This window comes from Micromonospora sp. CNZ280 (assembly GCF_011759515.1).
In genome coordinates, this window is record NZ_JAAOYP010000001.1 from 615,765 (window position 1) to 638,259 (window position 22,495).

Below are 22,495 nucleotides of genomic sequence, written 5' to 3' on the forward strand. Positions count from 1 at the left end.
GGTTCACCGCGCCTCGGGGTCGAGGCCGAGCACCGAGCGGCCGCCGTCGACCGGCAGGGTCACCCCGTTGACGAAGCCCGCCGCCGGCGACAGCAGGTAGGCGACCGCTTCCGCCACCTCCTCGACCCGGCCGATCCGCCCCACCGGGTGCAGCCGGGCCAGCTCCGCGTCGATCCACTCCGCCTCGGCCGGTTCCCGCTCGGCGAGGAAGGCGGCGTGCCGCTCGGTGGCGATCGAGCCGAGCGCGACCGCGTTGGTGCGGATGCCATGCGGGCCGTACTCGACGGCCAGCGCCCGGGTCAGCCCCTCGACCGCCGCCTTCGCGGTCGCGTACGGCAGGCAGCCGCGCACCGGCCGGCCGGCCTGGTGGGACGAGACGTTGACGATGGCGCCGGCGGTGCCGGCGGCGAGGTACCGGCGGACCGCCGTGGTCGCGCCGACAACGGTTGGCCGCAGGTTGAGCCCGATCAGGTCGAGGACCTCGGCCGCGGGCGTGGAGTGCACCGAGGCGTCCCGGAACACCGCCGCGTTGTTCACCCACCCGGTCAGCGGCCCGGCGCGTTCGGCCAGGTCGGCGGCGCGCGTGACGACCTCCTCATCGCCGGCGTCCCCCACCACCGCGACCAGCCGGTCCGGGGTCGCCACCTGGCGCAACCAGTCGAGCGCGTCCCGGTCGTACTCGATCACCACCACCGTGTCACCGGAGGCCGCGAGCCGTTCCGCGACGGCCCGGCCCACGCCCCGCCCGCCGCCGGTCACCACGATGGACATCGCCGCTCCTCTCCCCGCCATCACCCCGGGCCAGCACGCCCACCGGCGGTCGGCACTCCTGACCAGCGTGCCCGACGGCCCCGCTGCCCCATCCATGAGGGCAGCTCGACAGGGCGTTCACACCGACCTGCCCGGCCGGGCACCACAGCAGCAGGGCCCACCCACTGCCCGGCCGGGCACCACAGCAGCAGGGCCCCCCACTGCCCGGTCAGGGCATCCGGCGACACCGGCCGCCGGCCACCCACCCAGGCGCGCACACAGCCACGCCAGACCAACCCTGCCAGCTCGACCGGACCGACACCGTCCGAACAGGTCACCCGGGCGGGACCGGCGCGGACCGGCCGGTCAGCCGCCGTCGGAGGTCGGCCGGCGATGCACCACCACGCACGCCAGGCCCGGGCCGGCGTGCGCGGCCACCACCGCGCCGGCCTCCGAGACGTACGCGTCGTGCAGCCGGTCGCCGAGCCGCTCGCGCAACGCCGTCAGCAGCGCCTCGGCCCGCTGCGGGGCGGCGAGGTGGTGCACGGCGAGGTCCACCTCGGCGTCACCGGCCGCCTCGACGGCCAGGTCGACCAGCCGGGCCACGCCCCGGCTCGCGGTGCGCACCTTGTCCTTGAGCACGATCGCGCCGTCCGGCATGTGCATGATCGGCTTGACCGACAGCGCGGTGCCGAACAGCGCCTCGGCGGCGCCGATCCGGCCGCCCCGGCGGAGGAACTCCAGCGTGTCGACGTAGAACCAGATGGTGGTGCGGGCGACGGTGGCCAGCGCGGCGTCGCGTACCGCCGCCAGGTCGGCGCCCCGGTCGGCGGCCGCGGCGGCCGCGACGACCGGAAAACCCAGGCCCATGCCGCAGGAGCGGCTGTCCACCACGGCGACCCGGTCACCGAACTCGGCGGCGGCCAGCCGGGCCGCCTCGACGGTGCCGGAGAGTTCGGCGGAGATGTGCACCGAGACGATCCCGTCCGCGCCGTCGTCCAGCAACCGGCGGTACGTCCGCGCGAACTGCTCCGGGGCGGGCCGGGAGGTGCTCACCGAGACCCGCCGGCCGCCGAGGGCCCGGGTCGCGTCGGCCGGGAACGTCTCGACGCCCTCCAGCCCTTCGGCGCCGTTGAGCACGACGGTCAGCGGCACCACGGTCAGCCGGTGGGCGGCGAGCAGTTCGGCGGGCAGGTAGGCGGTGGAGTCGGTGACGACCGCGACGGGCATGCCCGGCACGCTAGCCGATGCCGCCCCGGTACGCCGAGGGCCGTGCCCCTCAGACCGGCTCGGCCGGGGCCGGCGCGCTGATCACCCCGACGTTGTGGGCGCGCAGGTGCCAGCCTCGCACCTCGTCGTGGCGCAGCTCGGTCCAGTGGCAGTTCTGCAGTGACCCGATGGTGCGCAGCACCTGGTGCTCCCAGCCGAGCAGCTGGCCGCAGCCCTGCCGGGCCCCGCCGCCGTGGGTGGCGACCACGACGGTCCCGCCGGCCACCGCGTCTGCGGCGTCCTGCAGGGCCGCGCCGACCCGCTTGCCGAGGTCGTCGAGGGTCTCGATGCCGGCGCCCGGGTCGGGGTGGCCGGCCCGCCAACGGGCGTACTCGCTCGGGTAGCGGCGGGCCGCCTCGGCCAGTTCCAGGCCCTGCCACTGCCCGAAGTGCCGCTCGCGCAGCCGGGCGTCGGTGCGTACCGGAAGCCCGGTGACCGCGGCCAGCGCGGCGGCGGTGTCCGCCGCGCGGCGCAGGTCGCTGGCCACGATGGCGTCCGGGCGCAGCCCGGCGAGCAGCGGGGCGGCGGCCCGGGCCTGCTCGCGGCCGAGGTCGTTGAGGGGTACGTCGGTCTGCCCCTGGACCCGGCCGGCGGCGTTCCAGTCGGTGTTGCCGTGCCGCCAGATGATCAGGCGGGTCATTCCGCGGCGGCGGTGCCGGACTCGGCGTCGACCAGGTCCCGGTCGACGAACGGGATGGTCGGGCAGTCCTTCCAGAGCCGGTCGAGGGCGTAGAACTCGCGCTCCTCGGTGTGCTGGACGTGCACCACGATGTCGACGTAGTCGAGCAGCACCCAGCGACCGCCGCGCTCGCCCTCGCGGCGCACCGGCTTGGCCTTCTCGGGCAGCTGGAGCAGTCGCTCCTCGATGGCGTCGACGATGGCCAGCACCTGGCGCTCGTTGGGGGCCGCGGCGAGCAGGAACGCGTCGGTGATGGCGAGCTGGTCGCCCACGTCGATGATGACGATGTCCTGCGCCTTCTTGTCGGCGGCGGCCTGTGCGGCGGCGATCGCCAGCTCGTGAGCGCGTTCGGAAACTGTCACCGTTCTCCTTCGATCAACCGTGCGATCCTCCAAGCGTCTCACACACGGCGGAATCCCGACTTGTCAGTTCTGGTCGATTACCCGCCCGATCTGGTCGGTACCGGACGAAATCACTGCTGATAGAGGCGCCGTTTGGCGATGTACTGCACCACACCGTCGGGTACCAGGTACCAGACCGGCTCGCCGCGGGCGACCCGCGCCCGGCAGTCGGTCGACGAGATGGCCATCGCGGGCACCTGGATCAGGCTGACCGTGTCGGCCGGCAGGTGCGCGTCGGAAAGTTCGAACCCGGGCCGGGTCACCCCGATGAAGTGGGCCAGCTCGAAGATCTCGTCGAGGTCCTTCCAGCTGAGGATCTTCGCCAGCGCGTCGGCGCCGGTGATGAAGTAGAGCTGCACCTTCGGGCCGTACTCGGCGTGCAGGTCGCGCAGCGTGTCAACGGTGTAGGTGGGGCCACCGCGGTCGATGTCGACCCGGCTGACCTGGAAGCGGGGGTTGGAGGCGGTGGCGATCACCGTCATCAGGTAGCGGTCCTCGGCCGGGCTGACCGGCTCGTCCGCCTTCTGCCAGGGCTGGCCGGTCGGTACGAAGACCACCTCGTCCAATCCGAACCGGTCGGCCACCTCGCTGGCCGCCACGAGGTGCCCGTGGTGGATGGGGTCGAAGGTGCCACCCATGATCCCGATCCGCCGGATGTCTTCCTCCACCCCGTGATCCTATGCCGGGCGAGGGGTCGCGCAGCCGGCGCGGGCGCGCCTATACTCGTGTACGAGTAATCGTGGACGAGCAGTGGCGAGGAGGTGGCCGTGCCCAAGCGACGCAAGGTCGGCAACCTGCTGGCATTGGCCGTGCTCTCCGCCCTCGTCCAGCGGCCCATGCACCCGTACGAGATCGCCACCGCGCTGCGGGCCTGGGGCAAGGACCAGGACATGGAGATCAAGTGGGGGTCGTTCTACACGGTCATCCGCAACCTCGACCGGCACGGGCTGATCGCGGCGGTGGAGAGCGTCCGGGCCGGCCGGCGCCCCGAGCGCACGGTCTACCGGATCACCGACGCCGGCCGGGCCGAGCTGGTCGACTGGGCGCGGGAGCTGGTCGCCACGCCGGAGCCGGAGCAGTCCCGGTTCCGGGCCGGCCTGTCCGTGCTCGCCGCGCTGCACCCCGACGAGGCGACGGCGCTGCTGCGGCGTCGACTGGAACTGCTCGACGAGCTGATCCGGGCCGGCCGGGCGGCGCTCGCCGAGCACCTGCGGCAGGTGCCGCGACTGTTCCTGGTCGAGTCCGAGTACGACCTGGCGGTCCAGGAGGCGGAGGCGGCCTGGGTCCGCGACCTGCTGGCCGCCTTCGCCTCGGGTGACTTCCCCGGGCTCGACCGGTGGCGGGCCTTCCACGAGACCGGTGAGCTGCCGGCCGAGCTGACCGACGACGCGGAGAGGAGTCGCCGCACCGAGTGACGGACGGCCCCGGCGCGGTGCGCCAACACCACACCGGGGCCCTTACCCCGAACCACACCTGGGTAGGTGCCCGGCCCGAAGCGGCAACCAGAGGATAACCGGGCTCCCACCCAGGGCGGTTTCGCACGCGATCGAACCCCTGGAGAGGACCCATGACCCGAGTGAGGACAGCCCTCGTCGTCGGCGGCGGCATCGCCGGCCCGGTGACCGCGCTGGCGCTGCACCGCGCCGGCATCGCCGCCACCGTCCACGAGGCGTACCCGAGCACCGCCGACGGCATCGGCGGGACCCTGGCGCTCGCCCCGAACGGCGTCGCCGCCCTGCGTACCGTCGACGCGTCCGACGCGGTGACCGCCATCGCCACCCCGATCCGCCGGACGGTGATGGCCGTCGGCCGCAAGCGCCTCGACCTGCCCGGCCTGACCGACGTACCGCCGCTGCGGGTGGTGCACCGCAACGAACTGCACCGGGTGCTGCACGAGCGGGCCCGCGCCGAGGGTGTACCGATCGAGCACGGAAAGCGCCTGGTCGAGGCGCGGGAGACCACCGGCGGGGTCACCGCGATCTTCGACGACGGCAGCACCGCCACCGCCGACGTGCTGATCGGCGCCGACGGCATCCGGTCGACCGTGCGCACCCTCATCGACCCGGCGGCGCCCGGCCCGCGGTTCACCGGGCTGCTCGGCTTCGAGGCGGTCGCCCGGCACGAGGTGGACGTCGAACCCGGCACCATGACCTTCGCCTTCGGCCGGCGCGGCTACTACCTCTACTGGCCCGAGCCGGGCGGCGGCACCCGGTGGGGGGTCAACCTGCCGGGGCAACCGCCGATGAGCCTGGTCGAGGCCCGCGCGGTCGCACCGCAGGAGTGGCTGCGCACCCTGCGGGCCGCGTACGCCGACGACGACCCGGGTCGCGACCTGCTGCGCACCAGCGACCCGGCCGGCCTGCAGGTGGTGGGCGCGCTGCACATCATGCCGCCGGTGCCCCGCTGGCACCGGGGGCGGATGGTGCTGGTCGGCGACTCGGCGCACGCGCCCTCGAACAGTTCGGGGCAGGGCGCGTCGCTGGCCATCGAGAGCGCCGTGCAACTCGCCCGTAGCCTGCGGGACCTGCCCGACGTCGGCACCGCGTTCGCCACCTTCGAGCGGCTGCGGCGCGCCCGGGTGGAGCGGATCGCGGCCCGGGCGGCCCGGATCAACCAGGCCAAGGCGCCGGGCCCGGTGGCCCGCGCGCTGATGCCGCTGCTGATGCCGTTGCTGGTGAAGACCGCGATGAACCCGGAGAAGACGGTCGGCCCCGAACAGCGCTACGTCATCGACTGGGACGCCCCCGTCACGTCGGAGCTGGTGTCCCGCTGACCTGCCCCGTGGGGTGGCACACCGGTCGGTGTGCCACCCCATGGAACGGCGGGCCTCCGCCGATGGGCCGCGTCGTCCAGCGAGGTCAGTCCGGCCGGGCGCACCCGGCCATGGGTCAGGCCGCGGCGGCGGCGACCGCGGTGCGGGCGACCAGGGCCCGGCGCAGGTCGTCGTCGGCGTCGGTCACCACCCGGCGCAGACCCGGGGTGAGGTCGTCGCGGGCCAGCAGCGCCGCGGCCGCCTCCCGGGTCGGCTGCGCCACGGCGTAGCGGGGGAAGGCCAGGCCGGCCACCCGGTCCGCCGTCCACGGCGTACGCAGCCGCGCCGCGGCCGGCATGTCGGCGAAGTACCGCTCGACGTACCCGGCCGTCAACTCGGCCTGCTCGGGCTGCCAGAAGCCCTCCGCGGTCGCCTCGACCAGGCGGTTGGACAACTCCGCGTTGGACACGACGATCTCCCACGCCGCCCGCTTCGCCGCCGGGTCGGGCAGCGCGCCCCGGCACCGGGCGGCCCGCTCGGCGCCGGTGGCGCTCGGGTCGGCGGCCGCCTCGGCGGCGATCTCCGCCTCGCCGGCGGCGCCGAGCACCACCAGCCGGTAGAGCACCGCCCAGCGCAGCTCCGCGTCGACGGCCAGCCCGGCCGGTACGGCGCGGCCGGCGAGCCAGCCGGTGAGCAGGTCGGCGTCGGTGGTGGCGGCGATCCAGGCGCGGGCCGCGGCCAGTTGCAACGACTGCCCGCCCGGGGCGCCGTCGAGCAGTTGCCGGCAGGCGCCGGCGACCCGGGCCAGCGCGGCCGTCCGGGCCGCCGGCTCCAGGTAGCGGTCGATCAGCGAGCGGCTCAGCGTGAGCACGTCCTCGGCGACGATCACCTCGGTCTCGGCGGGCAGCGCGGCGGCGATCAGCTCGACCAGCCCGGCGACCGGCCGCTCCCCGTCGATGGCGGCGTCCAGCGCCTCGCGCCAGAGCAGCGCCCGGGCCAGCGGGTCGGCCAGGCCGGGCAGCACCAGCGGCACGGCGTCGGCCGAGGCCGGGTCGAGGCGTACCTTGGCGAAGGTCAGGTCGCCGTCGTTGGGCAGCAGCAGCCGGGCCACCGGCTGCCCGGTCAGCTCGGCGAGCACGGTCCGACCGCCGTCGACGTCCGGGTCGAGATCCACCTCGACCCGGTCGACAGTGCCGTCGGCGGAGTAGCGGCCCACGCCGATCCGGTGCGGGCGCAGCACCGGGTGCGTCGGCGGGGCGGTCTGCACCACGGCCACCTCGCGGTAGCGGCCGTCGGCGTCCACGGCCACCTCGGCGCGCAGCGTGTTGACCTGGGCCCGGCGCAGCCAGCGTTCGGCCCAGCCGGCCAGGTCGCGCCCACTGGCGGCGGAGAGGCTGCCGAGCAGGTCGGCCAGGGTGGCGTTGCCGAACCGGTGCTTCGCGAAGTGCGCGTTCAGGCCGGCGAGGAAGGCGTCGTCGCCGAGCCAGGCCACCAGCTGCCGCAGCACACTGGCGCCCTTGGCGTACGAGATGCCGTCGAAGTTGAGCAGCCCCTGCGCCGCGTCGGTCACCTCCTCCGGTGCCACCGGGTGGGTGGAGGGGCGCTGGTCGGCGGCGTAGCCCCAGGCCTTGCGGCGCATCGCGAAGGTGGTCCACGCCTGGTCGAAGCGGGTCGCCTCGGCGGTGACCCGGGTGCCCAGGTACTCCGCGAACGACTCGTTCAGCCACAGGTCGTCCCACCAGCGCATGGTGACCAGGTCGCCGAACCACATGTGCGCCATCTCGTGGGCGATGGTGGTGGCGCGCAGCTCGCGCTGGCTGTCGGTGACCGCGGACCGGAAGACGTAGTCGTCGCGGAAGGTGACCAGGCCCGGGTTCTCCATCGCGCCGGCGTTGAACTCCGGCACGAACGCCTGGTCGTACTTGCCGAACGGGTAGCGCTCGTCGAAGAGCTGGTGGAACCGGTCCAGGCACTGCTTGGTGACGGTGAAGATCTCGTCGGCGTCGGCGTCCAGGTGCTCGGCGAGCGAGCGGCGGCAGTAGACGCCGAGCGGGATGCCGTCGTGTTCGTCCCGCCGTACGTGCCAGGGCCCGGCGACGAGCGAGACGAAGTACGGGGCCAGCGGGGCGGTCGGGGCGAACTCCCAGCGGCCGGGACGCGGGGTGGCGGCGAGCGCGCCGTTGGCCGCGACCGTCCAGTGCTCCGGGGCGGTCACCGCGAGGGTGACCGGGGCCTTCAGGTCGGGCTGGTCGAAGGCGGCGAAGACGCGCTGCACGTCGTCCAGGAAGGACATCGCGTAGAGGTAGGTCTCGCCGTCGGTCGGGTCGACGAACCGGTGGATCCCCTCGCCGGTGTTGGTGTAGGCCATCTCGGCCTCGACGGTCAGCGTGTTGGTCTCGGCCAGCCCGGTCAGCGGCAGCCGGTTGTCGTCCAGCGTGGCCGGGTCCAGGTCCCGGTCGTTGAGGCGTACCGCCAGCAGTTTGGCGGGTTTGACCTCGGCGAACGTGGCGGCGCCGGTGGTCGCCCGGAAGCGGATGGTGACGTGCGAGCGGAACCGCTCCGCGCCGCCGGTGAAGTCGAGGTCCACCTGGTAGGACTCGACGGTGATCGCCGCGCCACGCGCGGTCGCCTCTACACGGGTCAGGCTGGGCATCCGCTTATCCTGCCGGATGGGGAACCGCAGGTGTCTCCCCGTGACCGGTGGCACTGGAGGATGAACGATGGCTTCGCACCCCAAGGGCGACTTCGACCTGTCCCGGGCGGTCTGGCAGCGGGCCGAGGGCGACACCTCCGAGAGCGCCGTCGAGGTCGCCTTCGTCGACGACCTGATCGGCATGCGCAACTCGGCCGAGCCGGACGGGCCGGTGCTGGTCTTCACCCAGGCCGAGTGGGACGCCTTCGTCGCCGGCGCCCAGGACGGCGAGTTCGACCTGGACTGACGCGTCGGCCTCATCCGTCGCCCCAGCCGAGCCCGCCGGGCCCTGCCGCGTGGTGGAAGCCGGGGTGGTCGGCCACGTCCGCGCAGCGCTCGCCGTCCGGGCCGACCGCCCCGCAGAACAGCCGCTCGGCCCGGTGCCAGGCATCCGCGGGGGACAGCGCGGCCGCACCGAGCGCCAGCTCGGGCCGGAGCAGGCTCAACGCCTCGGCGTACCCGACCGCCAGCTCGCGAGCGTCGGCCGGGCCGGCTGCCGTGAAGCCGAGGTGCACGGTGTAGAACCGGACCGGCCGGGCGGCCCGCCGGGGCGGCGCGAGCAGCGCGGTCGCGTCGGCGCCCCGTCCCCCGTCGAGCCGCTCGACCGTACGCCCCTGCCGCCAGTACGGCGACGTGTTGTCCCGCATCCGCCCTCCCCGTGATCGACGATCCGCGCCGGCCCACCCGGCACCGTCTCGCCGGGCGTGCCGGCCGGCCGGTCACCCTGCGATTCGCCGCGCTGCCGGACGCCCGCGCCGCGGCGCCCGGCGCCGCTCAACCCAGCCAACCAGATCCGGGCGCTCCTGGGAGGGGCCAGCCACCGGGCGGTTGGCTGGCCCCTCCCCCGCGTCGCCGGCCCGGCCGACCGGCCCGGGAGCCAACCCGCCCGCCGGCTCGGCCGGCTCGGGGATCCGACGCCCCCGCCGGCCCGGCCGGGCTCGGGATTCAGCGTCCCTGACCTGGGTAGAAGTAACGCGGCCGAGCAGATCGGCGGGCCGACCAGGGCCCCCGCCACCCCAGTGTCAGGAGGCCCGATGCCGTCCATCCCGGTAGACCGCAGCCCGGACAGCACCCTCGCCTTCCTGCGCGACGGCTACCGGTTCGTCGGCGTCCGGTGCGACCGGTACGGCACCGACATCTTCCAGACCCGGCTGCTGCTGGAACGCACCATCTGCCTGCGCGGCCGGCCGGCGGCGGTGCTCTTCTACGACAACGAGCGCTTCGTCCGCGCCGGCGCCATGCCGCTGCGGGCCCAGCGGACGCTCACCGGACGCGGCGGGGTGCAGGGGCTCGACGGCGCGGCGCACCGGGACCGCAAGGCGATGTTCATGTCGATCATGACGCCGACCGCGGTCCGGCACCTCGGCCAGCTCCTCGACGACGAGTGGCGGGCCCGGATCCCGGTCTGGGAGAAGTCCGGGCCGGTCGTGCTCTACGACGAGCTGGGCGGGATGATCACCCGGGCGGTCTGCGCCTGGGCCGGGGTGCCGCTGGCCGACGGCAAGGTGCTGCGGCGTACCGACGAGCTGCACGCGATGATCGACGGGCCGGCCGCGCTCGGCCCCCGGCACTGGCGCGGCCTGCTGGGTCGCCGCCGCGGCGAACAGTGGGCGGGCGACGTCGTCGCGCGGGCCCGGGCCGGCACCCTGCCCGCCCCGGAGGGCAGCGCGCTGCGGGTGATCGCCGAGCACCGGGACGAGCGGGGGCGGCTGCTGCCCCGCCGGATCGCCGCGGTGGAACTGCTCAACGTGCTCCGGCCCACGGTCGCCGTGGACCGCTTCATCGTCTTCGCCGCGCTGGCCCTGCACGACCACCCGGCCTGGCGGCAGCGGGCCGGGGAGGGCGACGAGGCCACCGAGTGCTTCGTGCAGGAGGTCCGCCGCTACTACCCGTTCTTCCCGATGGCGGCGGCCCGGGTCCGGCGCTCCTTCGACTGGCAGGGCTACCACTTCCCGCGCGGGCGGCGGGTGGTGCTGGACCTGTACGGCACGAACCACGACGCCACCCTGTGGCCGCAGCCGGAGCAGTTCCGCCCGGAGCGCTTCGCCAACTGGCGGGCCGACCCGTTCGGCCTGATCCCGCAGGGCGGCGGCGAGCACCTGACCGGGCACCGCTGCGCCGGCGAGTGGATCACCATCGAGCTGATGAAGCGGGCGGTGACCAACCTGACCACCGCGATGCGGTACGACGTACCGCCGCAGAACCTGGCGGTGAGCCTGCGCCGGATGCCGGCGCTGCCGCCCAGCGGCTTCCTGATCACCAACGTGCGGCGCACCGCCTGACGACCGCCCGAGCCCGACGGCCCACCCCCCGGCGGGGCGACCCCACGGGCGCCTCGTGGTTGGACCGCCCGTGCCCGTTGCGCTACCCGGCCCCGGCCCATCGAACCGACAGACCGGTTTGACCGGGAGATATCCGGGCACCTGCTGCGGGCACCGACACCTCGCCCGGGAGGCACCGTTGCCCTTCGACGCCAGCGCCTACGGTCGGCACGCCGCCGCCGGGTACGACGAGACGTACGCCCACCTGGACCCGGCCGAGGCGGTGGACCGGCTGGCGGCGCTGGCGGACGGCGGTCCGGTCTGCGAGTTCGGCATCGGCACCGGGCGGCTGGCGCTGCCGCTGCTGGCGCGGGGCCTGACCGTCGCCGGCATCGAGGGGTCACCGGAGATGGTGGCCGGGCTGCGCGCCAAACCGGGCGGTGACCGGATCGAGGTCGCCGTGGGCGACTTCGCGCAGACCCGGGTGCCCGGCGAGTACGCCCTGGTCGTGCTGGCCTTCAACACCGTCTTCGCGCTGCCGGACCAGGCCGCGCAGGTGGCCTGCTTCCGCAACGCGGCCGCCCACCTGCGCCCCGGCGGCCGGTTCGTGGTCGAGGCGTGGGTGCCCGACCCGGGCGCGTTCCGGGCCGGTTCCGCCCTGCGGCCGGTGCGGGTCGCCGAGGACGAGGTGCTGCTGGAGGCGGCCGTGCTGCACCCGGCCGAGCAGCGGATGACCACCACGAAGATCCGGCTCACCGACGGCGGCGTTCGGCTACTGCCGGCCAACCACCGCTACGCCTGGCCGGCCGAGCTGGACCTGATGGCCGAGCTGGCCGGGATGGCCCGGGAGCACCGCTGGGCGGGCTGGACGGCCGAGCCGTTCACCGACGACAGCCGGGAGCACGTCTCGGTCTGGCGGCGGCCGGCGGCGGCGTGAGCGCCCCGACCCGCCCGACCGGCGGGGCCACCGGCGACGACCGCGCCCGCCCGGCCGCCACCGGGTCGCCCGAAGCGAACGGGTCGCCCGGGCCGGCCACCGGCGGCGGCGCCGTCGACCGCGCCACGCCCGGCCGCACCGGGTCCGCCGGCGACCGGCCGTGCCGGCTCCCGGTGTCGTACGTGCTGCCGCTGCGCTGGGCCGACGACGCCGGCCTGGCCGAGCTGACCGACTACCTGCGCCGGCTCACCACCCTGGTCGAGGTGACCGTGGTGGACGGGTCCGCCCCGGAGGTCTTCGCCCGGCACGCGCACACCTGGCGCGGGCTGCTCCGGCACGTGCCCCCGGATCCGGCGGTGCGCGGCGTGAACGGCAAGGTCGTCGGGGTGCTCACCGGCGTCCGGACGGCCCGGCACGAGCACGTGGTGATCGCCGACGACGACGTCCGCTACGACGAGGCCGGGCTGCACGTGGTGCACCGGCTGCTGCACCGGGTGGACCTGGTCCGGCCGCAGAACTACTTCGACCCGCTGCCCTGGCACGCGTACTGGGACACCGGGCGGACGCTGCTGAACCGGGCGCTCGGCGCGGACTACCCGGGCACCCTCGCCGTGCGCCGGAGCACCTTCCTCGGCATGGGCGGCTACGACCCGGACGTGCTCTTCGAGAACCTGGAGCTGATCCGCACGGTGCGCGCGTACGGAGGCACCGAGGCGGCCCCCGCCGGGTTGTACGTCCGCCGGCTGCCGCCGGACACCGCGCACTTCCGCGGGCAGCGGGTCCGCCAGGCGTACGACGACCTGGCCCAGCCGGTGCGGCTGCTCACCTCGCTCGCGGTCCTGCCGGCGCTGGCGGCGGCGGTCCTGACCCGGCGACCGGGCCCGCTGCTCGGCGCGGCGGCGGCCACGGTGGCGCTGGCCGAGGTGGGGCGGCGGCGGGCCGGCGGCGCGGCGGTCTTCCCGCCGGCCACCGCTCTGGCGGCGCCGCTGTGGCTGCTGGAGCGGGGGCTCTGCGCCTGGTTGGCGGTCGGCCGGCGGGTCCTCTTCGGCGGGGTCAGCTACGCCGGCACCCGCGTCCGCCGTGCCGCCCACTCCGAGCGCGCCCTGCGCCGCCGCCTCCACTGACCGCGATCTTGCACTTTCCGCCCCGGCGAACCGGTAGAAATGCCGCACGAGGCGGGCCCAATGCGCAAGATCGCGAGGGTCAGTACCGCACCTGGTTGCGGGAGTGCTGCGCCTGGTCCTTCACGCCCTGCGCGGCGGACTTCGTGTCGTCCGTCACGGCGTGCACGGCGTCCTGCGCCGTCGACTTCACCGACTCGGTCGCCTGCTGCGCCGGCTCACGCAGCTCCTGCTTCAGCTCACCGGCCACCTCGGTCAGCTTCTCCTTGACCACCCCGGTGTGCTCGCCGGCCTTCTCCTTGACCTGGGTGGCCACCTGCTGCTCGCGACGGGTGGCCGGGATCAGCGACGAGGCCAGCCAGCCGACGCCGAACGCGATCAGGCCGGCGGCCAGCGGGTTGCCCTCGGACTTCGCCCGGATCACCTGCGGCGCCCGCTGCGCGGCGTCGCCGACGGTCGAGGTCGCCGACTGGGCCTTGTCGCCGACCGTGTGCGCCGCCGACGAGGCCCGGTCACCCACCGAGTGGGCGGCGTGGCCGGTGCCGTGGCCCAGGTCCGAAGCGGTTCCCATCACCTTGTCCCTCACATTCTGCAGCGCGGTACGGGCCCGCTGCTTGCGGTCGTCGACGATGCGGCTCGGGCTGACCTTGTACGCCAGCGCGTCCACGTCGGAGCTCAGGTTGTTGCGGGTGGCCTCGATCTCCCGGCGGATCTGGGCGGGGTCGGTGCTCATCGGGTGACCTCCTGCGGGTGGGGCTTGAGCGCGTCGGGGATCCGCTGCACGCTGTCGTTGGTCTGCTTGAGGCCGCGGATCCGCTCCGCGTTCTTCTTCGCCATGGAGTAGAGGACGGCGGCGATCGCGCCCCAGACGACGGCCACGATCAACGCCGCCCAGCCGGCGTCCATCATGTTGGACAGCCCGGCCCACAGGGCCAGCGAGAGGAACAGCGCCACCAGGTAGCCGCCGAAGCCGGCACCGCCGAAGAACCCGGCGGCCTTGCCCGCCTTCCTGCCCTCCTGGCGGATCTCCGCCTTGGCCAGCTCCACCTCCTGGCGCATCAGGGTGGACAGGTCGGTGGTGACCTGGCGCATCAGCTCGCCGATCGAGCTGCCCCGAACCTCGTCCGCGGTGTGCGGCGCACCTGCGGAAGGCTGGTAACCGGAGTCCTGTCCGGATCCCTGCGTCGGCATGCTCATGCCGCCTCCCTTCGGATGACCCGGCTCACGGACGGGTGGTTCCGCTGGACGGCACGCCCGGCAGCGGGTCGGTCTGGCTCACCGGCGGCAGCGGCTGGCCGGTGCCGCCGGCCGGGTCGGCGTAGCTGGTGGTGGTGCCGGTGTCCGGGCGGGCGGTCGGCGCCGGGTCGAGGTAGCCGCCCGGCGGCACGGCGTCCGGGACCGCGCGGGGGGCCGGCGGGGTGGGGATGACGGCGGTCTGGTCCGGGTCGTAGCCGGCGCCCGAGCCGTCCGCCCGGTGGTTGCCGCCCTGGCCGTCGCCGGTGGCGGCGATGTTCTTCGTCAGCCGGCCGGCGAGCACGCCGAGCACGGCCGCGCCGACCAGGAAGGTGCCCGGGTTGCGGCGGGCGTAGTCACGCACCTCGGCGAGGATGTCGCCGGGCTCGCGCGCCTCCAGCCAGCCGGCCACGCCGTGCACCCGGTCGGCGGCCTGGCGGGCGAGTTCGCTCACCGGACCGGTCTGCCCGCCCTGCTCGGCCATCGTCCGCATCTCGTCGGCCAGCGAGCGGAGCCCACCGGCGGCGCGGCGCTGCTGCTCGCTGGTCTGGCCGACGAGTTGGCTGCGGGCCTCGCCGTACAGGTTGCGGGCCTGCCGGGCCGCCTCGCGGCCGACCTCCCTGCCCTGCTCCTTGGCGGCCTCCGCGACCGCTCCGCCGGCGTGCGCGGCCTCCGACCCGACGTGGCCGGCCTGCTCGCGGACATCGTCGCCGTTCGTCGACTCCGGCCCGTACGTGGCAGACGTGGGTGACAGATCGTAAGTCATGATGTCCCTTTCGCTCGGAAAGTCGTCGCGGTGTGCTGGGGGAACGCGCCGGCCGTCCGACCGGCGCGCAAATTCACCTACCCTGCGTCGCCGGGTCCATACCTGATTCGCCATTTCTCTGCGGAGCCGTCCGGACAGGGTTACAAAATGGAGGATCGTCGGGTTGGGGTGACATCGCCGATACGGACTGTCACGAGCGTTTTTCGCGACCGGCGCCGCGGAGACTCCGCGGATCCACGGAGGTGACATCGATGGCGCGTGACGCACGCGGTGGCGCGGTCGCGGGGCGGAAGTCCGCGGTCCAACTCGCCGCGCTGGCCGCGGCCGGGGTCTTCACCCTGATCGGGGTGCTCGGCTTCATCCCCGGCATCACCACCGGCTACGACGAGATGAACTTCGCCGGGCACCACTCCGAGGCCAAGCTGCTCGGTTTGTTCCAGGTGTCGATCCTGCACAACATCCTGCATCTGGGTTTCGGCCTGCTCGGCCTGCTGATGGCCCGCAGCGTCGCCGGGGCCCGGATCTTTCTGGCCGGCGGCGGCGCGCTCTACCTCGGGCTCTGGCTCTACGGCTTCGTCATCAACCGGGAGAGCGCGGCGAACTTCATCCCGCTCAACGACGCCGTCAACTGGCTGCACCTGGTGCTCGGCTTCGGCATGCTCGCCCTCGGCCTGCTGCTGTCCAACCAACTCGGCACCGGCAGCCGGCTGGACACGCCCTTCGACCGCCCCTGACCGGCGGCGCCGCCGTACCCGGGGGTGTGACCGGAGGGTCGGCGGAGTTTGCCGGCTGGTCCGGTGGGGCAACGGAGAGTCACTGGATCTCCGACGAGGAGGCGGCGATGCCCCGCTGGCTGCGCGACAACGCGCTGAGCGTGTCGATGTTCGGCGCGTTCCTGGTCTTCCTGGTGCTGCAGAGCGTGTTCGGCTGGCAGACCCACAACCAGGAACTGGCCGGGTACGGGGCACCTCAGATCAGCTGGCTGGCGTACCTGAGCAGCGGGCACTTCCTGGAGGCGGTCTTCGAGAACTGGGAGTCGGAGTTCCTCCAGATGGGCGGCTACGTGCTGCTCACCGCGTACCTGGTGCAGCGCGGATCGGCGGAGTCGAAGCCGCTGGAGCAGACCGACCGGCCCGAGGACGACGAGCGGCGGGCCGAGCCGGAATCCCCCTGGCCGGTACGCGCCGGCGGGTTGCCCCTGGTGGTCTACCGCAACAGCCTCTCCATCGCGCTGCTGCTGATCTTCGCCGGCTCGTTCCTCGGCCACCTGTTCGCCGGCACCGCCGAGTACAACCAGCAGCAGGCGCTGCAGAGCGGCGCCCCGCCGATCGGCGTCTGGGAATTCCTGGGCACCAGCGACTTCTGGTTCCAGTCCATGCAGAACTGGCAGAGCGAGTTCCTCGCCGTCGGCACGCTGATCGTGCTGAGCATCTTCCTGCGTGAGCACGCCTCGCCGGAGTCCAAGCCGGTCACCGTCGAGCACGCGCACACCGGAGACTGACCGGCCGTCAGGCCGCTGGTGGCCGGCGGAACGACCGGCGCGCGGTCAGGCCGGCACCCGCAGCCGCTTGGCGAAGCACACGCTGTACGGGTTGTCGACGTACTCGCCGTAGACCGGGATCGGCTGGTAGCCGCAGGAGGTGTAGAGGCCGATGGCCGCCGGCAGGTAGCTGCCGGTCTCCAGGCAGACCACCTCGTGCCCCTGCCGGAAGGCCAGTTCCTCCAGCGCGACGAGCAACTGCCGGGCGATCCCCCGCCCCCGGTACGCGGGCCGCACGTACATCCGCTTCAGCTCGCCGGTGCCGGTGTCCAGCGCCTGGAGCCCACCGCAGGCCACCGCTCGCCCGTCGAGGACCACCGCCAGATAGCGGATGTCGTCGTGGGTCACGGTGACCTGCCCGTCCAGCCCGCCGTCGGCCTCGCGCAACTCGCGCTGCTGGGCCGCGACCAGGGCGGCGATCTCCGGATCGGTGGCGGGACGTGACTCGATCAGCATCACGCCACGTTACGACGCGCGGATTTCGTCCAAGTTTCCGGCACGCGGCCTGGTCACGGAGCGCAACGAGCTATTCGGCGTCGGCCTCCACGGCCGGCTCGCCGGCCTCGACCTCGTCGGCCGGCCGCTGCCGGCGGGCCTTGCGGGCCGCCAGCCGCTCCGCCGCCGAGACCCGGGTCGACTTCTCCTCCAGCCGGACGTCGGTGCCCCGGTTGCCGGGGATGAAGTCGACGCCGGCGTAGAGGGTCGGCTGCCAGTCGAACTCCCGGTCGCCGATCCGGACCAGGTCGCCCGCCTCGGCGCCGGCCTTGGCGAGCTTCTCCTCGACGCCCAGCCGGGCCAGCCGGTCGGCGAGGTAGCCGACCGCCTCGTCGTTGTCGAAGTTCGTCTGCCGCACCCAGCGCTCCGGCCGTACGCCGCGCACCACCCAGGCACCGTCCGGCGCCGGCTCGATGGTGAACCCGGCGTCGTCCACGGCGGTGGGGCGGATCACGATCCGGGTCGGCTCGGCCGGCGGGGCCGCCCGGCGCGCCGCCTCCACCAGCTCGGCCATCGCGTAGGTGAGCTCCTTGAGCCCTTCCCGGGTGGCCGCGGAGACCTCGAACACCCGCAGGCCCCGCGCCTCCAGGTCGGGGCGGACGATCTCGGCGAGGTCCCGGCCGTCCGGCACGTCGACCTTGTTCAGCGCGACCAGCCGGGGCCGGTCGGCCAACCCGCCGTACTCGGCCAGCTCGGCCTCGATGGTGTCGACGTCGGCCAGCGGGTCCCGCCCCGGCTCCAGCGTCGCCGTGTCGATCACGTGCACCAGCACCGCGCAGCGCTCGACGTGCCGGAGGAACTCCAGGCCGAGCCCCTTGCCGGTGGCCGCGCCCGGAATCAGGCCCGGCACGTCCGCGACGGTGAAGGTGTGGTTGTCGACCCGGACCACGCCGAGGTTGGGCACCAGGGTGGTGAACGGGTAGTCGGCGATCTTCGGCTTGGCCGCCGAGAGCACCGAGATCAGCGACGACTTGCCGGCCGACGGGAAGCCGACCAGGCCGACGTCGGCCACGCTCTTCAGTTCCAGCACCACGTCGAGCTGCTCGCCGGGCTCGCCCAGCTCGGCGAAGCCGGGGGCCTTGCGCCGGGCGTTGGCCAGCGCGGCGTTGCCCCGGCCGCCGCGCCCGCCCCGGGCCACCTCGAAGGTGGTGCCGGCGCCGACCATGTCGGCCAGCACGGTGCCGTCGAGCGTCTGCACCACGGTGCCGTTGGGCACCTTGAGCACCAGGTCGCCGCCGTTGGCGCCATCCCGGTTCGAACCGGCGCCACCCTTGCCGTTCGGCGCCTTGACGTGCGGACGGAAGTGAAAGTCGAGCAGCGTGTGCACCTGCGGGTCGACCACCAGCGACACGCTGCCGCCGTGCCCGCCGTTGCCGCCGTCGGGCCCGCCGAAGGGCTTGAACTTCTCCCGGTGGATCGAGACACAGCCGTGCCCGCCGTCGCCGGCCTGCAGGTGCAGGACGACCCGGTCAACGAACGTCGTCACGACGCCAATCCTTCCAGCGAGGCACGTCCCCGCACGAGAAACGGCGAAGCGGGCCGGGACACCAGGTCCGCGGCCCGCTTCGACCGAACAACTACTGCTGCGGCACGATGCTGACGGTCTTGCGACCGCGCTTGGTGCCGAACTGCACCGAACCGGCGGCCAGCGCGAAGAGCGTGTCGTCACCGCCGCGGCCGACCAGGTCACCGGGGTGGAACTTGGTGCCACGCTGCCGGACGAGGATCTCGCCGGCGCTGACGACCTGACCACCGAAGCGCTTCACGCCGAGCCGCTGGGCCGCGGAGTCACGGCCGTTACGCGAGCTGGACGCACCCTTTTTGTGAGCCATTGGAGGACGACCTACTTCCCGCTGGAGATGCCGGTCACCTTGACCTGGGTCAGCGGCTGGCGGTGACCCTGGCGCTTGTGGTAGCCGGTCTTGTTCTTGAACTTGTGGATCCGGATCTTCGGGCCCTTGGTGTGCGCGGCGATCTCGCCGGACACCTCGACCTTGGCAAGCTTCGCCGCGTCGGTCACCAGGTCGTCACCGTCGACGAGGAGCACCGCGGCGAGCTTCACCGCGTCGCCGGGGGCACCGGCGAGCTTCTCGACCTCGATCACGTCGCCCTCGGCGACCTTGTACTGCTTGCCGCCGGTCTTGACGATCGCGTACATCGGAGGCGGACTCCCTGTCGTTGAGGCTGCTGGCGGTAGTCCCCGCGGCGGCTCGCCGGGTAGCAGTGGCACGGCGGCGCGGGCACGCGGGAACTCGGCACACCAAAGTGCGCCGCAGGCAAGCGTACGCCATGGCAGGCCGGACGCCCAAACCGGGCCGGCGGATCAGCGGCCGCAGAGCTGGTCGAGGCGCTGCTGGAGCCGGTCGAGCTCGGTCTCGACGATCGCGTCGAGGTCCGTGCCCAGCGCCACCACCTCGCCGGCCAGGTCGTCCGCCCCACCTCCCGCACGTACGTGCCGGCCGGACCAACGGCAGAGCCCCTCCCACCGGACATCGCCGGGGAAGGGGCCCTGTCAAACCCGAGGCTGGTCAGCCGGTCACGGCCGGGTACGCCGCCGGGCGCCGCCACGACGCGACCGGCGCCGCCCGGTGCCGCCCTCCGACTCCTCGGCGTCGGCCTCGGCGAGCGCGTCCGGGTCGTCCGGCGCGGCCAGCCGGGCCGACTCGCCCTGCTGGCTGTCGGACACCTCCGGCGCGGCGGCCGTGTCCGACTCGTAGCGGGACAGGTCGTAGCCCATGGTGTCGTGGTAGTCGGCGTCCGTCGTCGTGGTGGTGGCGGTGTCGGTGTCGGTCACCTCGACCACGGTCCGCTCGGCCGGCGCGCTCTTGCGGCCCCGGCGCCGGGTCGCCCCGCCGGTCGACTCGGGAGCGGCGACCGCCGAGGCGACCGCCTTGACCTTCTCCCCCGCCCCGCCGGCACGCGGCTTCTCGGGCACCGGCTCGGTGTGGATGATCACACCGCGGCCCTTGCAGCACTCGCAGGTCTCGCTGAACGCCTCCAGCAGGCCGGCGCCGATCCGCTTGCGGGTCATCTGCACCAGACCCAGCGAGGTGATCTCGGTGACCTGGTGCTTGGTGCGGTCCCGGCCCAGGCACTCGGTCAGCCGGCGCAGCACCAGCTCCCGGTTCGACTCCAGCACCATGTCGATGAAGTCGATCACCACGATGCCGCCGATGTCGCGCAGCCGGAGCTGGCGGACGATCTCCTCGGCGGCCTCCAGGTTGTTCCGGGTGACCGTCTCCTCCAGGTTGCCGCCGGCGCCGGTGTACTTGCCGGTGTTCACGTCGACCACGGTCATCGCCTCGGTCCGGTCGATCACCAGGTGACCGCCGGAGGGCAGAAAGACCTTGCGGTCGAGCCCCTTGAGGATCTGCTCGTCGATCCGGTACTCGGCGAAGACGTCGGTGGTGCCGACGTGCCGGCGCAGCCGGGCGACCAGGTCGGGCGAGACGTGCGACAGGTACGACTCGACCATGTCGTACGCCTCGTCGCCCTCGATGACCAGCTCGCGGAAGTCCTCGTTGAACAGGTCCCGGACCACCCGGATGACCAGGTCCGGCTCCTCGTAGAGCAGCACCGGAGCGCCACCCTCGGCCGCCTTGGCCTGGATGTCCTCCCACTGCGCCTGGAGCCGCTTCACGTCGCGAGCCAACTCGTCCTCGCTGGCGCCCTCGGCGGCGGTCCGCACGATCACGCCCGCGCCGTCCGGCACCAGCTTCTTCAGCACGTCCCGCAGCCGCTTGCGCTCGTTGTCCGGCAGCTTCCGGCTGATCCCGGAGGCGTTGCCGTTCGGCACGTAGACCAGGTGCCGGCCGGAGAGCGCGATGTGGCTGGTCAGCCGGGCGCCCTTGTGCCCGATCGGGTCCTTGGTGACCTGCACCAGCACCGAGTCGCCGGACTTCAGCGCCTGCTCGATCGAGCGGGCCCGCCCCTCCAGGCCGGTGGCGTCCCAGTTGACCTCGCCGGCGTAGAGCACCGCGTTGCGGCCGCGGCCGACGTCGACGAAGGCCGCCTCCATGCTGGGCAGGACGTTCTGCACCTTGCCCAGGTAGACGTTGCCGGCCATGGTGCCGGACGAGTTGCGGGTGACGTAGTGCTCGACCAGCACGCCGTCCTCGAGGACGGCGATCTGCGTGCGGTCACCGCGCTGGCGCACCGCCATCACCCGGTCGACCGCCTCCCGGCGGGCCAGGAACTCCGACTCGCTGAGGATCGGCGGGCGGGTCCGACGCTGCTCGCGGCCGTCCCGGCGGCGCTGCCGCTTGGCCTCCAGCCGGGTCGAGCCGGAGACGCCCTGCACCTCGTCGACGGTCCGGCGGGGCTCGCGGATCTTGACGACGGTCGGCACGCCGTCCTCGGTGGCGCCCTCGGTGTCCCCGGCACCCCGGCGACGCCGGCGGCGCCGGCGGCGGGTCAGCCCCTCGCCGCCCTCGGCCTCCTCTTCCTCGGCCTCCTCCGCCTCGGCCTCCTCCGCCTCGGCCCGGATGGCCTCCTCGGCCTCCTCGTCCTCGACGTCCTCGACGCCGCCCTTGCCACGGCCCCGGCCCCGGCGACCCCGACGGCGGCGGCGACGGGCGGCCGCGGCCTCCTCGTCCTCCTCCTCGGCCTCCTCGGCCTCCTCGGTCGGCTCCTCCTCGACCTCCACCGCCTCGACCGGCTCGGCCTCGCGGCGACCCCGGCGGCGCCGGCGGGACGGCTCGGCCGCCTCCTCGGCGGGCTCCTCGACCGGCGCGGGCGGGACGGCCCGGGTGACCGGGAGTTCCTCCGGCTGCGGTGCCATGAACAGGACTGTGGGAGCGGAGAGCGCGGCCCGCCGGCGGCGGGTCCGGGGCTCCGGCTCGACGATCTCCGGCTCGACGACCTCCGGCTCGGCCTCGGCCTCCTCGTCGGCCGGCGGGCTGATCGCCACACCCGGCGGGACCTCGCCGGAGCGGGGCTCCGCTCCGCTGTCGGACACCGGCGCGGCGGCACCGAAGTCGGTTCCGGCCGCCGGCCCGGTCTCCGGGCCGGCCTCAGCCGGTGCGGCGCCCGCCGGCCCGGCCGACTGGGCGGCGCCCTCGGCCGGCGTCTCCGCGGCGGGCTCGGCCGCCGCGGGGGCGGCCTTTCGCCGCCGGGTACGGGTGGCTTTGACCGGCGGCGGGGCCTCGGCGGACGGCTCCGTCACCTCGGCCGGCTGCTCCTCGGCGGCCTTCGCGGTGGTGGCCTTGCGCCGGCGACGGGGCGTCTTCGGCGCGGCGTCAAGGTCGCCGGCGATCGGGGCGAGGACCTCGCCGTCCGGGGCCTCCCCGCTGCCCGGGGTCGGCGCGCTGGTCGCCTCGACCGGCGCCTCGACCTGCTCGGGCTGGTTCAGCGGGGTGGCCCGCCGCCGGGTGGCCCGCCGCCGGGTCGGCGCGGCCGGAGCCTCGCCCCCGGGCCCCGCGAGCGGGGCGCTTCCGACGGCGCTGCCGTCGAGGGTGCTGCTGTTGTCGGCGGTCTCGCCGGCCGGCTGTGCACCGGTCCGTTCGCCGCCCTCGGGCTCGTTCTCGAGCATGGACGTTCTCCAGTTCTGGCCGCCCCGGGCGCGGGTGAGCGCTGCCACGCAGGGTTGCCGCAAAGGTGT

General features: G+C 74.2%; 23 protein-coding genes. 8 read left to right on the forward strand and 15 right to left on the reverse strand.

The features are described from left to right. Nucleotides 1-3: 3 nt before the first annotated feature. The 5 genes from FHX32_RS02890 to nadD form a co-directional block, all read right to left on the reverse strand. Entirely contained in the window at nt 4-771 is a 768-nt protein-coding gene (locus FHX32_RS02890) for an SDR family oxidoreductase (protein WP_167179225.1), read from the reverse strand. Nucleotides 772-1,116: 345 nt separating this feature from the next. Continuing rightward, entirely contained in the window at nt 1,117-1,980 is an 864-nt protein-coding gene (locus FHX32_RS02895; RefSeq protein ID WP_167179227.1) for a DegV family protein, read from the reverse strand. Between the two features lie 49 nt (nt 1,981-2,029). Beyond that, nucleotides 2,030-2,659, reverse strand: a complete 630-nt coding sequence (locus FHX32_RS02900) for a histidine phosphatase family protein (RefSeq protein WP_167179229.1) — start codon at nt 2,657-2,659, stop codon at nt 2,030-2,032. Continuing rightward, nucleotides 2,656-3,060: a ribosome silencing factor gene (gene rsfS / locus FHX32_RS02905; RefSeq protein ID WP_167179231.1), complete on the reverse strand. Its 405-nt coding sequence runs from the start codon at nt 3,058-3,060 to the stop codon at nt 2,656-2,658. The genes FHX32_RS02900 and rsfS overlap by 4 nt, the downstream gene beginning before the upstream one ends. Nucleotides 3,061-3,170: 110 nt before the next feature. Beyond that, the gene (gene nadD, locus FHX32_RS02910; protein WP_088992398.1) at nt 3,171-3,767 is read right to left on the reverse strand and encodes a nicotinate-nucleotide adenylyltransferase; all 597 of its coding nucleotides are present in this window, start codon (nt 3,765-3,767) and stop codon (nt 3,171-3,173) included. A gap of 99 nt (nt 3,768-3,866) precedes the next feature. Between nadD and FHX32_RS02915 the strand changes: the two genes are divergently transcribed. After that, nucleotides 3,867-4,514: a PadR family transcriptional regulator gene (locus tag FHX32_RS02915; RefSeq protein ID WP_167179233.1), complete on the forward strand. Its 648-nt coding sequence runs from the start codon at nt 3,867-3,869 to the stop codon at nt 4,512-4,514. 152 nt (nt 4,515-4,666) lie between these two features. Further along, entirely contained in the window at nt 4,667-5,872 is a 1,206-nt protein-coding gene (locus tag FHX32_RS02920) for an FAD-dependent oxidoreductase (protein WP_167179235.1), read from the forward strand. Between the two features lie 115 nt (nt 5,873-5,987). On the opposite strand, the gene pepN is transcribed toward FHX32_RS02920, so the two are convergent. Continuing rightward, complete coding sequence (pepN, locus tag FHX32_RS02925; protein ID WP_167179237.1) at nt 5,988-8,504, reverse strand: aminopeptidase N; 2,517 nt, start codon at nt 8,502-8,504, stop codon at nt 5,988-5,990. Between the two features lie 67 nt (nt 8,505-8,571). Here pepN and FHX32_RS02930 point away from each other — a divergent pair, with 67 nt between their 5' ends. Then, nucleotides 8,572-8,790 (forward strand): DUF397 domain-containing protein, encoded by a 219-nt coding sequence (locus FHX32_RS02930; RefSeq protein ID WP_088992395.1) that lies wholly within the window; start codon nt 8,572-8,574, stop codon nt 8,788-8,790. A gap of 10 nt (nt 8,791-8,800) precedes the next feature. Here the strand turns inward: FHX32_RS02930 and FHX32_RS02935 are convergent, their stop codons facing one another. After that, on the reverse strand, nt 8,801-9,190 hold the full coding sequence (locus tag FHX32_RS02935; protein WP_167179239.1) for a hypothetical protein: 390 nt from the start codon (nt 9,188-9,190) through the stop codon (nt 8,801-8,803). A gap of 387 nt (nt 9,191-9,577) precedes the next feature. On the opposite strand from FHX32_RS02935, the gene FHX32_RS02940 reads away from it, so the two are divergent. The 3 genes from FHX32_RS02940 (at nt 9,578) to FHX32_RS02950 (ending at nt 12,865) form a co-directional block, all read left to right on the forward strand. Continuing rightward, nucleotides 9,578-10,825 (forward strand): cytochrome P450, encoded by a 1,248-nt coding sequence (locus FHX32_RS02940; RefSeq protein WP_167179241.1) that lies wholly within the window; start codon nt 9,578-9,580, stop codon nt 10,823-10,825. 178 nt (nt 10,826-11,003) lie between these two features. Then, nucleotides 11,004-11,741 (forward strand): class I SAM-dependent methyltransferase, encoded by a 738-nt coding sequence (locus FHX32_RS02945; RefSeq protein ID WP_167179243.1) that lies wholly within the window; start codon nt 11,004-11,006, stop codon nt 11,739-11,741. Next, complete coding sequence (locus FHX32_RS02950) at nt 11,738-12,865, forward strand: glycosyltransferase family 2 protein (protein WP_486480886.1); 1,128 nt, start codon at nt 11,738-11,740, stop codon at nt 12,863-12,865. Before FHX32_RS02945 ends, FHX32_RS02950 begins: the two co-directional genes overlap by 4 nt. 79 nt (nt 12,866-12,944) lie before the next feature. On the opposite strand, the gene FHX32_RS02955 is transcribed toward FHX32_RS02950, so the two are convergent. From FHX32_RS02955 to FHX32_RS02965, 3 genes are read right to left on the reverse strand one after another with little or no spacing between them, the layout of a single operon-like run. Further along, nucleotides 12,945-13,595: a DUF3618 domain-containing protein gene (locus FHX32_RS02955; protein WP_167179245.1), complete on the reverse strand. Its 651-nt coding sequence runs from the start codon at nt 13,593-13,595 to the stop codon at nt 12,945-12,947. Continuing rightward, nucleotides 13,592-14,059, reverse strand: a complete 468-nt coding sequence (locus FHX32_RS02960; RefSeq protein WP_167179247.1) for a phage holin family protein — start codon at nt 14,057-14,059, stop codon at nt 13,592-13,594. The genes FHX32_RS02955 and FHX32_RS02960 overlap by 4 nt, the downstream gene beginning before the upstream one ends. 25 nt (nt 14,060-14,084) lie before the next feature. After that, on the reverse strand, nt 14,085-14,861 hold the full coding sequence (locus FHX32_RS02965) for a hypothetical protein (RefSeq protein ID WP_167179249.1): 777 nt from the start codon (nt 14,859-14,861) through the stop codon (nt 14,085-14,087). Nucleotides 14,862-15,112: 251 nt separating this feature from the next. Between FHX32_RS02965 and FHX32_RS02970 the strand changes: the two genes are divergently transcribed. Together FHX32_RS02970 and FHX32_RS02975 are read left to right on the forward strand one after the other, a co-directional pair. Next, nucleotides 15,113-15,595, forward strand: coding sequence for a DUF4383 domain-containing protein (locus FHX32_RS02970; RefSeq protein WP_088992385.1), 483 nt, complete (start codon nt 15,113-15,115; stop codon nt 15,593-15,595). 107 nt (nt 15,596-15,702) lie between these two features. Further along, a complete protein-coding gene (locus FHX32_RS02975; RefSeq protein WP_167179251.1) occupies nt 15,703-16,362 on the forward strand; it encodes a DUF6766 family protein in 660 nt (219 codons plus the stop codon). A gap of 45 nt (nt 16,363-16,407) precedes the next feature. Here FHX32_RS02975 and FHX32_RS02980 read toward each other — a convergent pair whose 3' ends face one another. The 5 genes from FHX32_RS02980 to FHX32_RS03000 all read right to left on the reverse strand — a co-directional run bounded on the left by FHX32_RS02980 (nt 16,408) and on the right by FHX32_RS03000 (nt 22,426). Beyond that, complete coding sequence (locus tag FHX32_RS02980) at nt 16,408-16,857, reverse strand: GNAT family N-acetyltransferase (RefSeq protein WP_167179253.1); 450 nt, start codon at nt 16,855-16,857, stop codon at nt 16,408-16,410. Between the two features lie 70 nt (nt 16,858-16,927). Then, complete coding sequence (gene obgE / locus FHX32_RS02985) at nt 16,928-18,382, reverse strand: GTPase ObgE (RefSeq protein WP_167179255.1); 1,455 nt, start codon at nt 18,380-18,382, stop codon at nt 16,928-16,930. Nucleotides 18,383-18,473: 91 nt separating this feature from the next. After that, nucleotides 18,474-18,728, reverse strand: coding sequence for a 50S ribosomal protein L27 (gene rpmA / locus FHX32_RS02990; RefSeq protein WP_088992381.1), 255 nt, complete (start codon nt 18,726-18,728; stop codon nt 18,474-18,476). An 11-nt stretch (nt 18,729-18,739) separates the two neighbouring features. Continuing rightward, a complete protein-coding gene (gene rplU / locus FHX32_RS02995; RefSeq protein WP_088992380.1) occupies nt 18,740-19,054 on the reverse strand; it encodes a 50S ribosomal protein L21 in 315 nt (104 codons plus the stop codon). A gap of 378 nt (nt 19,055-19,432) precedes the next feature. Next, nucleotides 19,433-22,426, reverse strand: a complete 2,994-nt coding sequence (locus FHX32_RS03000) for an Rne/Rng family ribonuclease (protein WP_167179257.1) — start codon at nt 22,424-22,426, stop codon at nt 19,433-19,435. Nucleotides 22,427-22,495: the final 69 nt, after the last annotated feature.